The following is a 12,462-nucleotide window of genomic DNA, read 5'->3' on the forward strand; positions in this document are numbered from 1 at the left end:
GTTTTTAAAAATACAGGCAGTAATTAAAGTAGAGAAACCGTGTGATGCTAATATCATGCGGTTTTTTTGTATTTGCTTTCTGCTATAAGCTCATATTATCTACACTAAAAAATAAATTCACTTTGAAGTATATTTAATAAAAATAAAAAAATAGAAGGGTCGTTGTCGTGTAATATAACTATTGTGATAGTAAATGATGGTTGTATCAAAAGTGATATATAGTCAATCTTTTATAAAAGAACTACAGCGTTAACCTTGCTTGAAGTATTACATATACATCTGCACTCGGTTTCCTTGATCCTCTTTTAAATTGAATCGTCTATAGAGTATGTACTACGTTTTTTACTATCTATCTGTCACAACCAAGCACGAAATGGAATTCATCACATAGTTAGCATACGCTATCTCTACGCCTCAATACGATAAGGAAATCGTCTATGATACATTCTCATATCACTATTTATAATAAGCAAAAATCCAATAATAAAATTAACCAAAAGTCCACTACTAGTAGGATACTGAAGTCAACTCTTACCGCCTTAGTGGCTAGTCTAACGCTTGTATATAGCGCGCAGACATTTGCTCATGGCGGCAAAGTAAATATGGTTCCGATAGAAGAAGCGATGACCACAGCAGGGGCAGATGTCAAATACGATAGCTACGCTAATATGTATACCATTACCAAGAATTCCACACGGGTACAAATCAAACCCAATAGCAAAACAGCCATGGTTAATGGGAAGTCTCTTGCAATTACGAGTCCCCTAGTCATGAAAGATGGTCAAGCTTTAGTGCCTGATTCGTTAGCAAATGAGATTTTGCAATCAGGTTTAGATCAGACTTTTAAGATAGAGCAAAGCCCGCATCCACTCAATGTTTTAAGTAGTAAGGAGATTGAGCAAACGTTGGCTATTATTAAGAAAGCCAAACCTACCGAGACTAATTTACGGTTTTCTGATATACGCTTAAAACAACCTGATAAAGATGCAGTATGGCGTAATGTCACTGAAAACAAGCCTTATAAAGGTGATCGTGTAGCAACTTTTAGTATTTTGAAAGGCAATACGGTCATTGAAGGCGAGGCAAATTTAAATAAAAATTCCTTGACCAGTTGGAATGCGATAGAAAATACCTTTGGTATGGTGCTGGTAGATGATTTTTTTGCCATACAGGACATCATTCAAAACAGCCCAGAATATAAAGTAGCGTTAAAAAAGCATGGTATCGATGATGTGACTAAGGTTGTCGGCACACCTCTAACGGTTGGCTATTTTGGTGATCAGGACAATTTAGATCAGCAGCTACGAGTCCTTAAGATCGTCTCTTATCTAGACGTAGGCGATGGCAATTATTGGGCACATCCCATCGAAAATTTGGTAGCAGTTGTTGATCTAGATAAGCAAAAAATTATTAAAATTGAAGAGGGCAGTGTTATTCCGGTACCGATGACTCCGCGCCCGATTGATGGTCGTGATAAAAAAGTCGTCAATAGCAAGCCGTTGAATATTATTGAACCAGAAGGAAAGAATTATACCATCACTGGCCGAGACGTTGAGTGGAACAATTGGAAGTTCCATATTGGTTTAGATAGTCGTACTGGCTTGCAACTCAGTACCGTTACCTTTAACGATAAAGGCGTTGATCGCAAAATCATGTATCAAGGCAATTTAGGTGGTATGGTTGTTCCTTATGGTGATCCTGATATGGGTTGGTACTTTAAGTCTTATTTAGATGCTGGTGAATACGGCATGGGAACTTTAACCTCTCCGCTAGAAAAAAATATCGACGCACCAGAAAATGCTGTACTCCTTGACGCTGTTCTTCCAGATTATCAAGGCAAACCTTATACCATTCCGAATGCTATCGCAGTATTTGAGCGTTATGCAGGCCCTGAGTTTAAGCATCAAGAAATGGGACAAAAGAACGTCAGTACTGAGCGCCGTGAGCTGGTAGTACGCTGGATCAGTACGATAGGCAACTATGATTATATTTTTGACTGGGTATTTCAGCCAAACGGAACGATTGGTATTGACGCTGGAGCCACTGGTATCGAGGCCGTCAAAGGTGTCCTTGCAAAAACCATGCATGATCCGACGGCTAAAGAAGACACTCGCTTTGGTACGTTGATTGATCATAATATCGTCGGCACAACTCATCAGCATATCTATAATTTCCGCTTGGATATGGATGTCGATGGCGAAACTAATCATATTAAACGCATAGATCCAGTTGTAGCTGACAATACACGAGGCGGCCCGCGTACCAGTACCATGGAGACTCGCGAAACTACAGTGGTGACAGAGATGGCAGCCAAAGAAAATTTTGATCCCGCTTCTGTGCGTCTAATCAGTAATGCTAGCAAAGAGAACCGTATGGGAAATCCGGTATCTTATCAAATGATTCCGTTTGCAGGCGGCACTCATCCTATTGCAAAAGGAGCCAACTTTGCAGATGATGAGTGGATATACAATCGTCTTAATTTTATGGATAAGCAGATTTGGGTGACCAATTATGATGCAAATGAGTTATATCCAGAAGGCAAATACCCTAATCGCTCTAACAAAGATACAGGCTTAGGGCAGTTTATGAAAAACAATGAAAACATCCACAATAAAGATTTGGTAGTGTGGCTAACGACAGGTACAACCCATATTGCACGAGCTGAGGAATGGCCTATCATGCCGACAGAATGGGTAAATGTCCTATTGAAGCCATGGAATTTCTTTGACGAGACACCTTCGTTAAACATGAATCAGAGTGAAAGCGAGAGCAAATAAGCATCTGTAAAATATGAGATTATTAATGTGGCAGTTATATTGTCGCACTAATATCAATTATTGCTGATCAGACTGACGCTCTAGCTCATTTGATTTTATGGCTCGGTTTCAGTATTTTCATTTAATCCTATAGGTAATAATCCTAATAATAAGAGTTAAGAAAATGAGAGAATTTAATTTAATTATCAACGGTAATAGCGTTGGCACTGCTGACTATTTTGATGTTATCAATCCAGCTGACAAATCTATCATTGCTCGCTGTCCAAAAGCGAGTGTCGAGCAGTTGAATGATGCAGTAGCTGCTGCTAAAGCAGCGTTCCCTGCTTGGTCGGCATTGACTTATGAGCAGCGCCGAGACCAGTTAATGCAGCTTGCTGATGCCGTCGAAGACCATGGTGAGGAGCTGATGACGCTACTGACCAAAGAGCAAGGTAAGCCTACTAAAGGCTTTGCTGATCTAGGCGCAGGCTTTGAGTTGGGCGGTACATTGGCTTGGATACGTGCTACAGCCAGCATGGATTTAGAATCAGAAACCATTCAGGATAATGATATAGCGCGTATAGAACTGCATCGCAAGCCGCTTGGGGTTGTAGGTTCGATTACTCCGTGGAATTACCCATTATTGATAGGTATTTGGCACATTATTCCTGCTCTCTTGACAGGTAATACGGTCGTCATGAAACCCTCCGAGATGACTCCATTGACCGTATTGCGTTTTGGTGAAATCGCCAAAGCTATTTTGCCAGATGGTGTCTTGAATGTAGTAACTGGTGAAGGTGATATTGGTGCGGCGATGACCTCACACAAAGATATTCAAAAAATCGTATTTACAGGCTCAACGCCCACTGGCAAAGCCATTATGAAAAGTGCAGCTGACAATCTAACCCGCTTAACGTTAGAGCTTGGTGGTAATGATGCTGGTATTGTCTTAGCGGATGCCGATATTGCAGCTTGTGCGCCAAAGATATTTGCAACCTCTTTTATTAATAATGGACAAACTTGTGCTGCGTTAAAACGGCTTTATGTCCATGAGTCGGTGCATGACGAGCTTTGTGAAGCACTAACTAACATGGCCAAAAGCATGAAAACCGGCAATGGCTTCGATGAAGATACAGACTTTGGACCACTACAGAATCAAAAACAGCTAGATATCGTCAAAGCACTTGCCGAAGATGCGAAAGATCGGGGTGCGAATTTCTTATGCGGTGGCGAAGTCACTGATGAGAGTGGTTATTTTTACCCTATTACGCTTGTGAGCAACATTAACGATGGCGCAAGGTTAGTCGATGAAGAGCAGTTTGGGCCTATTTTACCTATTATTAAATTTAGCGATGTGGAAGAAGCAATTGCTAGCGCAAATCGTTTGCAAGTTGGACTAGGTGGTTCGGTCTGGTCGCAAGATATTAAAGAGGCGCAAAGTATTGCTTCTCGTTTAGAGTGCGGTACGGTCTGGATAAATAACCATGCTATGGTTCAGCCTGATGCCCCATTTGGCGGTGTGAAAGATTCAGGGTTTGGGGTGGAGTTTGGAGAAGCGGGCCTAAAAGAATTCACCTTTATTCAAACCGTACAAATTTTTAAGTCTTAATACCTGCTGTTATTTATAGAAAGATTTATTAAAGAGTCTGTGATGCAAGAAAGACTGCAACGCAGACTCTTTATTCACATCTGATAACTGGTTATATCATTTGACTCTGACTAGGCACTGGCATATATTCAATGGTTGCTATCAGCAAGTATTGTACGTTTGACTATGGTTTTGAGCCGTATTCAAAGCTGCAATAGTTGCATTATAGAAAATGGAATGCGCCACAACCAATGGAGTGTACAGAGTGAAAATATATAGTCATGAAAACCTAAGTCTGCATAGACCACTGCCTTACTTTTCTTATGGAAAGATGCATGAGCCGTTAGAGATACCGGAGCGTATGGTTGAGATGCTAAAAGCACCAGCGGCATTAGGGCTAAAGGTTACGAATGCTAAAGAAATCGGAATCGGGCCTATCTTAGCGGTACACGACTTTGGTTATGTTGAGTTTTTAAAGCATGGCTATGACGAATGGATGGCGGTAGATGAGGACCTAGGAGCGCAAGTACAGACGGGGATTTTTGTGCCGTATGACAATCCTGGACTGGGCATCATGGCAAAAGCGGCAAAATATCAGGCGGATGATAGCGCGCCAATCAGTGAGCATTCGTGGACATCAATCTATTGGTCAGCGCAAACGGCGCTTAATGCTGCTGAAGCCCTACTCAACGATGACAGTGGCGACAGCAATGTACAACTCTGCTTTTCACGACCTCCTGGTCATCATGCACGCAAGAGCGCCGCAGGTGGTTTTTGTTATCTAAACAATGCTGCCATCATCGCTGAACATTTAAGGAAAAAATACGCAAAAATAGCGATCATAGATACGGATATGCATCATGGTCAAGGTATTCAAGAGATATTCTACGACCGTAAAGATGTCCTTTATACCTCGGTACACGGTGACCCTGTTAATTTTTATCCTGCTGTTACCGGTCATAAATTTGAGAAAGGTGAGGGCGAAGGTTATGGCTATAACGTCAACTTCCCAATGCCGCATGGGACTGATGAAGAAGGGTTTTTTGATTACGTCGACCAATCAATCGAGACCATGAAGACATTTGATGCTGATGTCATCGTCCATGTCTTAGGTTTCGATGTCTATCAAGATGATCCAGAAGCAAGATGTAAAGTCAGCACAGAAGGCTTTAAGGTATTAGCGCAAAAGATGAAGGCGTTAAATAAACCTTTGATTGTGCTAGTAGAGGGTGGCTATTACATCCAAAAACTCAATGATAACTTGCAGGTGTTTTTATCGGGATTGATAGAAGAAGATAGTTAAATAGGTATTTGATAGATAGTTATTTAATCGAAAAATTGACTTAAAAATGAAAAGGACACGATATCAGTTATCGTGTCCTTTAATGTACTATTTAAGCTGTAACCTACACACTAGTTATACTTTCTACGATACAAATGCTAAGCACCCGTCATAACTCTTATCCAGTACGCCAATTTAAGCTATAATCATCAGCAATTTTCCAATTCAGTCGCATAAAAAGGCCACGAGTAATGATTAATACCAAAATATATAAATCCATTTATGTTTTAGCTGAAAAGCTATTAGAAGCTGATAGTAAAAACGATCAAAAAACATTTGATTTGCTTTATGGGCAGCTAAAAGATCTTTGCATTGAAAATGAAAAGAGTGATAAAGACCACCCAGAACAGTGGGAGACACTTGCTGACTTCACTGAGGATTTGGATGCAGCGCTAGTCATTTATGAGAAAGCGCTGAAAAAAGCCACGGCAATTAATTCAAAAGATCACATGTCATCGATTGCCTTTTCTATGGCAGTATTGCAAATTGAATTGGGTCAAAAAGACGCTGCTATCAACAATCTACAGAATGCCAAAATCAGCGCTAATAAAATTGAAGATAAAGAGTTTAAGGTCGAGATAGACGAACTACTTGCCACATTATTGGCAGAATAAATTTAACAAGCATTGATTCATTATAAGCTGCATTGGTTCTATCAAATTGAATATACTTAGGCTCATCTACTTGCCTTTTGTAGAAAAATTGTCCAAAATGCTGCAACGAAATCGTATTAACGGATTCGTTGCAAGTTTACCTCATTGTAGTGTTCGTTTTAGTATTCATTGTATTGAGGTCTGATTTTAATAGGGAAGTTAATAGGAAGAATGTTATGGGTTCAATTAACCACGAAGAGCGCGTTCAACATGAAGGCTTGCGTGAAAAGATCATGTCTGCTGAACAAGCAGCTTCATTTGTACAAAACGGAATGACGCTTGGTGTTGCAGGATTTACGGGTGCAGGCTACCCGAAGTTCGTACCAACGGCTATCGCTAGTCGTGCTAAAGATGCTCACGCTCGTGGCGAAAAATTCGGCATCGGCATGTTAACGGGTGCGTCAACCGCTCATGATTGTGATGGTGTGTTGGCAGAAGCCAACTGTGTTAATTTCCGTGCGCCTTTCCAATCTGATCCTGCCATGCGTAACCACATCAATGCTGGTAACACTCACTACGTTGATATGCACTTATCACACTTTGAGCAGCAAGTTCGTTTTGGCTTCTATGGCGATATGGATATTGCATTGATTGAAGCGACTGGCATCACGCCAGAAGGTAAAATCATTCCTTCGATGGGTATTGGTACCAATAACCAGTGGCTCAAAACTGCCAAAAAAGTCATCATCGAAGTCAACTCGCGTCAAAGTATAATGTTAGAGGGCATGCATGATATCCCAGCAGACCTCGGTGAGCCGCCGTTCCGTCAGCCTATTCCTATTGTCAAACCAGATGACCGCATCGGGACACCGTACCTAGAGTGTGATCTCGATAAGATTATCGGTATCGTAATGACCGATGCGCCTGATCGTAATAGCAAGTTTGCTGATCCAGATGATAACTCTAAAACGATTGCTTCACAGATTATTGAATTCTTAGATCATGAAGTCAAAAAAGGCCGCTTGCCAAAAAACCTATTACCACTACAGTCTGGTGTGGGTAACGTTGCAAACGCAGTATTAATGGGTCTACAAGATAGCCCGTTTGATGATTTGATGGGGTACACCGAAGTACTCCAAGACGGTATGCTTGATCTTGTGCTTAGCGGCAAAATGAAGTCAGCTTCGGCAACGGCATTATCGTTTAGCCCAGATGCGCTACAGCGTTTCAATGATAATATCGAGTTTTTGAGTGACAAACTCGTCCTACGCCCGCAAGAATTCACTAACCATCCAGAGGTTATCCGTCGTCTTGGTATTATCGCTATGAATGCGATGATCGAAGCCGATATTTACGGTAACGTCAACTCAACCCATATTATGGGTACCAAAATGATGAACGGTATTGGTGGTTCAGGCGACTTCACTCGTAACTCACATTTCTCGTTCTTTGTCAGCCCATCAACAGCGAAAGGTGGGGCTATATCTACTATCGTGCCGATGGTATCGCATCACGACCACTCTGAGCATGATGTGATGTTCTTGGTGACTGAGCAAGGATTTGCAGATTTGCGTGGTAAGTCGCCGCGTCAACGCGCCAAGCTTATCATCGATAACTGTGCGCACCCAGACTATCGCCCAATGCTGCAAGATTACTATGACCGTGCTGCTAAGGCCAGTGGCCTACAAACGCCGCATCTCTTAAATGAAGCATTGTCATGGCATCAGCGTTTTGTTGAGACGGGAGATATGCGCATAAATAAGATGCGTATAGCTGTATAGGCGACTCGTAGCAGTAACACAAAACCAGTAATACATTAGTCATAAAACAGTATTAACGCCTCTTATCTGTCATCAGGTAAGAGGCGTTTTTTTATATCTAAAAATAGCTTCTAAACTGCTAGTCTTCAAACTGCTATAGTCAGTTCACAATAAAAGAGATACGTTCAAAACAGCGTTCTGCTGGTATAAACTTTCCTCGCTTGCTGTACGCTTTGTACCCCAGAGGCTTCGAAAAATTTATCCCAGCAGCCCTATGCTATTTTTGAATTGAACCTACTATATGATACGTTCTACGCACTGGTATTTATGTCAGTGGTGCTTGAAAAGCTGTCATCAGATAAGAGGCTTTTTCTTATGTTCAAAATTAGCTTTCAGGCTCCTATTCTTCAAAATCAGCTAACATCTTGGTGATGCGCTCATCTTTTTGTCGCCATATCTGCTCAACCCAGTCGAACATTCTCGCTTTGACGGCAGCATCATCTTCATAACCGCCATTTTGAACAGCCACAGACAAACCATCCGGTATGTCAATATAGCGGACATCGACGCCTAAGCGCTTGATACTGCCTTTCCACAAGTCACTATAGCTCGGTACGCCATCAGGATAGACAATCGTCATATCCAATATGCCGTCTACCTCTGCACCCAAGGCGTTGATAGCCAGCGCCAAACCGCCTGCTCGTGGCTTGAGCAGATGCGTGTAGGGCGACTGCTGCTTGTCGCGTTTGACAGGTGTAAAACGCGTTCCTTCTAGATAATTGAGCAAGGTGAAAGGCTTGTCTTTGAGCAGTGCGCAGGCCCGTTGTGCTTCTTTAAGATCTTGACCCTTTAAGGCAGGGTTTTTGGCAATATCAGCTCTAGAATGCCGACGCATCATAGGAAAGTCTAAAAAGTAAAAGGTTTGACCCACGATAGGAATGTATATCAATTCAAACTTGGTAAAAAAGCGCGTCAAAGGCAAGCGATCTTGGCTAATATACTGGACAATACTGGTGTCAACCCATGATTGATGATTGCTAATCAGTAGATATTTGCCGTCTGTATACACGTCATCAGGTAGGCTAATTCGCCAGTCCTTTTGCGGTAAGACCATGTCAATCACAGCGTTATTACTATTAATCCAATGATTGGCGATTTTAATCACAGCCTTGTCAGCGATAGCTGCGCCAGTAATCATTTTGGTCGCACCCATAAGCCACACAGGGATGCTACCAGCAAAGCTATTTCCTACAATGACGCCCGTAGCCGTTGCTAGTGATACTGCTTTGGCAAGTTTGGGCTTACGGTCGTGCATTTTTTGAAAAACTGATGCCAAGCGCATGTTAAATCCCTTCCGTTTGTCTATTATTAATTGTTATTAGCGTTATGGCGTAATTTTAGCAGATATAAATATTTGTGCACCAATAGTGGTGTGACTGGTCATTACATATAACGAATATATCAGTAGAAGGTGAATTGGGACGCGTTATAGATGCATTTCAACTGTTATCATAATCAAGTGTTAGAATTACTGTATGAAGTAAAAAACTATTTTGAGTGAAATACTATTTTAGGAGCGTTACTTGGAAATTATAGGAATTATTTTATTTATTATCGGTGTCCTCATCTCTTTTATTTACGGTATTAAGCTAATTATTATTGCCTTTCAAGAGTCAATACTCTGGGGTCTGTTATATTTGTTTCTTCCATTTGCCAACTTATATTTTATTGTTACGCGTTGGGAAAAATGCAGAGAGTCCGTTTTCAAAATATTAATGTCAATTCCATTTTTATTGATAGGCGCTATGCTAAGTTCAATGCAATAAGGTGTTGTGGATGCTATCTTATCTTTAAAACACGAAATAGTTTTGTAGGTGATAGGGTGCGTAGAGCGTACCCTACACCTACAAAGTATGTTGGAAGTAACTCTCTATTTATAAATGCTTAACCACGCCCCATATAGAAGAGAACCATTTAAAAGCCAATTATTTAAAAGAAATAAAAGACAACTATGATTTTTATAAGTAATAATATTAGCCTAAGCGATAGTGAGGTAGAGATTAGCGCCATCCGTGCGCAAGGGGCAGGCGGGCAAAACGTCAATAAAGTCTCCTCCGCTATCCATCTGCGCTTTGATATCAACGCCTCAAGTCTGAGTGACGTGCAAAAGCAGCGCTTGCTTGACAGCAAGGACAGCCGTATCACTAAAGAGGGGATATTCGTCCTCAAAGCTCAGCAATTCCGTACCCAAGAGCGCAACAAGATTGACGCTTTTGAACGTCTTAAAGCTTTTATCTTGCAATCTACCCAAGTCGCTAAAGCTCGCAGAGTTACTAAGCCGAGCAGAAATGCTAAGCGCAAACGTGTCGATCAAAAGACACAGCGCGGCAAAACCAAGGCATTACGCGGTAAGGTTGATTATTAAGCTGGCTACTCTCAAACCGAATTTGGACAATATCCCATGCTAATTAATGCAGATTTTTCACGTCGTACTGAGCTAACGGCTGAGCAACATCAATGGATTAAATCACCGCAGAATGGTGTCGAGCGCGTCATGCTTGATCGCGTGGGCGCAGAGAAGGCGCGGGCGACTAGCCTTGTGCGCTATGCGCCTAACTCGCATTTTCCGCATCATCAGCATCCGGGTGGCGAGGAGATTTTGGTATTGTCGGGTATTTTTTCTGCTGATGATAAGCATTATCCAGCTGGCTGGTATTTACGCAACCCGCCAGCATCAGGCCATACGCCTTATAGCGATGAAGGTGCGGTTATCTTTGTTAAGCTGCGACAGATGTCACCGTCCGAAGAGCGTCATGTCGCTATCGATACGCACGATAGCGCAAACTGGCAACTAGTCGGCAACCGTGAGGTTTGTGCTTTGTTTTCGGACGATAGCGAACAGGTAAGCTTACAGCGTCTGAGCGCAGGTGATGCATTATTCACAGAAGATCTTATGACTCAAACAGTGGCAGGTGGCGCAGAGCTGTTAGTAGTAGAAGGCACTCTGATAGAAGGCGATCAAACCTATAAACAAGGTAGCTGGCTACGCTTGCCCGTAGGTGCGCAGCCACAGTTAAAATCAGGCGAGGAAGGCGCTACCGTCTACCTTAAGACCGGACATCTTGCTCAAATCATTGGCGCGGATGTTGAAGCTCTAGACGTTTAATTAGCTAGGCGCAGTTATCCATAATTTAAGATTAAGATGTTAAGCGCTTTCAACGCACCATAAAAAGAAAAATCCTATGCAAAAAGTAGATATAACAAGTGTACCCGTAGCAATTATCGGTGGTGGTTTAAGCGGTCTGTATGCGGCTTATTTATTAGAGCAAAAAGGCATTGATTATATATTGCTAGAAGCGCGTGATAGTTTGGGCGGTCGCATTCTCGCTAGTAATTTTTCAAAAGATTCAGCATTAGAGCAACCGATTTCACAACATCTTGGCTCTGATAGTGTACAAGAGGTAGATAGCTTTGATTTAGGACCTTCTTGGTTTTGGCCTGATTATCAGCCGCAGTTGGGCGATCTGGTCAATGAATTGCAGCTAGAGACTTTTGCACAGTTTGAAGAGGGCGATATGATGGTTGAGCGTGTTCCTAACGAGCCTGCTGTGCGTATGCAAGGCTATAAAAGCTCGCCACCTTCGATGCGTCTAGCTGGTGGTATGGCTGCATTGATTAATGCTTTATATCGTCGTCTTGATTCCTCACGTGTTTTTAATAGTCACATTGTACGTCGGCTGCATAGAACAGGTGAGCACATAGAGATAACTAGCGAAGACGCGTCCGGGCAATTCACGACTTGGCGAGCGCAGCATATATTACTGGCGCTACCGCCTCGGTTGGTGGAAGACAGTATAACGTTTGAGCCGGCTTTACCATCCGATATGATAACCCAATGGCGCAACACAGCGACTTGGATGGCGCCTCATGCCAAGTATTTTGCCGTTTACGATACGCCTTTTTGGCGCAAGCAAGGTCTCTCAGGAGCAGCGCGTAGCTCGCAAGGGCCAATGGTTGAGATTCATGATGCCTCTAGCATGGGTGGCAATGGTGCGTTGTTTGGTTTTATAGGAGTACCTGCCTCCGTACGCCAAAGCGTCTCTGACGAAGTGTTAAAAGCATATTGCCGTGCGCAATTGGTACGTCTATTTGGCGAGCAGGCAGACACGCCCAAAGCTGAGTATCTGAAAGACTGGTCACAAGATAAATTCACCGCAACGACTGCCGACGCAAGTAGTGATGGTCAGCATGCAGTGGCACCTGTTTCTAAGGCAACATCAGGTGTATGGAGTGATTGCATAACGGGGATAGGCAGTGAATGGTCGCCACAGTTTTCTGGTTATATTGCTGGTGCTATTGAAGCGGCAAGCCTTGCGGTACAAGGCTTGCCTGAAAATATGTAGTTTTTTAATTTAATTAATAG

Annotated in this window: 9 protein-coding genes; 8 read left to right on the top strand and 1 reads right to left on the bottom strand. The window is 42.4% G+C overall.

Annotation, left to right across the window (positions count from 1 at the left end; translation table 11 throughout):
* Positions 1-437 precede the first annotated feature (437 nt).
* The 5 genes from tynA to AK823_RS04895 all read left to right on the top strand — a co-directional run bounded on the left by tynA (position 438) and on the right by AK823_RS04895 (position 8,060).
* The gene (tynA, locus tag AK823_RS04875; protein WP_082785639.1) at positions 438-2,777 is read left to right on the top strand and encodes a primary-amine oxidase; all 2,340 of its coding nucleotides are present in this window, start codon (positions 438-440) and stop codon (positions 2,775-2,777) included.
* Between the two features lie 163 nt (positions 2,778-2,940).
* On the top strand, positions 2,941-4,365 hold the full coding sequence (locus AK823_RS04880) for an aldehyde dehydrogenase family protein (protein ID WP_068326800.1): 1,425 nt from the start codon (positions 2,941-2,943) through the stop codon (positions 4,363-4,365).
* A 244-nt stretch (positions 4,366-4,609) separates the two neighbouring features.
* Complete coding sequence (locus tag AK823_RS04885) at positions 4,610-5,647, top strand: histone deacetylase family protein (RefSeq protein WP_068326804.1); 1,038 nt, start codon at positions 4,610-4,612, stop codon at positions 5,645-5,647.
* A gap of 230 nt (positions 5,648-5,877) precedes the next feature.
* On the top strand, positions 5,878-6,300 hold the full coding sequence (locus tag AK823_RS04890) for a Replicative DNA helicase (protein WP_068035038.1): 423 nt from the start codon (positions 5,878-5,880) through the stop codon (positions 6,298-6,300).
* A 215-nt stretch (positions 6,301-6,515) separates the two neighbouring features.
* Complete coding sequence (locus tag AK823_RS04895) at positions 6,516-8,060, top strand: acetyl-CoA hydrolase/transferase family protein (protein ID WP_068326807.1); 1,545 nt, start codon at positions 6,516-6,518, stop codon at positions 8,058-8,060.
* Positions 8,061-8,439: 379 nt separating this feature from the next.
* Here the strand turns inward: AK823_RS04895 and AK823_RS04900 are convergent, their stop codons facing one another.
* Complete coding sequence (locus AK823_RS04900) at positions 8,440-9,381, bottom strand: acyltransferase (protein ID WP_068326810.1); 942 nt, start codon at positions 9,379-9,381, stop codon at positions 8,440-8,442.
* 669 nt (positions 9,382-10,050) lie between these two features.
* Between AK823_RS04900 and arfB the strand changes: the two genes are divergently transcribed.
* The 3 genes from arfB to AK823_RS04920 all read left to right on the top strand — a co-directional run bounded on the left by arfB (position 10,051) and on the right by AK823_RS04920 (position 12,442).
* Positions 10,051-10,464, top strand: a complete 414-nt coding sequence (arfB, locus tag AK823_RS04910) for an alternative ribosome rescue aminoacyl-tRNA hydrolase ArfB (RefSeq protein WP_068326816.1) — start codon at positions 10,051-10,053, stop codon at positions 10,462-10,464.
* A 36-nt stretch (positions 10,465-10,500) separates the two neighbouring features.
* Positions 10,501-11,205: a cupin domain-containing protein gene (locus AK823_RS04915; protein ID WP_068326819.1), complete on the top strand. Its 705-nt coding sequence runs from the start codon at positions 10,501-10,503 to the stop codon at positions 11,203-11,205.
* A 76-nt stretch (positions 11,206-11,281) separates the two neighbouring features.
* The gene (locus AK823_RS04920) at positions 11,282-12,442 is read left to right on the top strand and encodes an FAD-dependent oxidoreductase (RefSeq protein WP_068326822.1); all 1,161 of its coding nucleotides are present in this window, start codon (positions 11,282-11,284) and stop codon (positions 12,440-12,442) included.
* Positions 12,443-12,462: the final 20 nt, after the last annotated feature.

It is taken from the genome of Psychrobacter sp. P2G3 (assembly GCF_001593285.1).
Classification (GTDB): domain Bacteria; phylum Pseudomonadota; class Gammaproteobacteria; order Pseudomonadales; family Moraxellaceae; genus Psychrobacter.

Bases quoted from the DNA above. Each gene is read 5' to 3' on its own strand.
- tynA (WP_082785639.1), top strand. From the start codon at position 438: ATGATACATTCTCATATCACTATTTATAATAAGCAAAAATCCAATAAT.
- AK823_RS04880 (WP_068326800.1), top strand. From the start codon at position 2,941: ATGAGAGAATTTAATTTAATTATCAACGGTAATAGCGTTGGCACTGCT.
- AK823_RS04890 (WP_068035038.1), top strand. From the start codon at position 5,878: ATGATTAATACCAAAATATATAAATCCATTTATGTTTTAGCTGAAAAG.
- AK823_RS04895 (WP_068326807.1), top strand. From the start codon at position 6,516: ATGGGTTCAATTAACCACGAAGAGCGCGTTCAACATGAAGGCTTGCGT.
- AK823_RS04900 (WP_068326810.1), bottom strand. From the start codon at position 9,381: ATGCGCTTGGCATCAGTTTTTCAAAAAATGCACGACCGTAAGCCCAAA.
- arfB (WP_068326816.1), top strand. From the start codon at position 10,051: ATGATTTTTATAAGTAATAATATTAGCCTAAGCGATAGTGAGGTAGAG.
- AK823_RS04915 (WP_068326819.1), top strand. From the start codon at position 10,501: ATGCTAATTAATGCAGATTTTTCACGTCGTACTGAGCTAACGGCTGAG.
- AK823_RS04920 (WP_068326822.1), top strand. From the start codon at position 11,282: ATGCAAAAAGTAGATATAACAAGTGTACCCGTAGCAATTATCGGTGGT.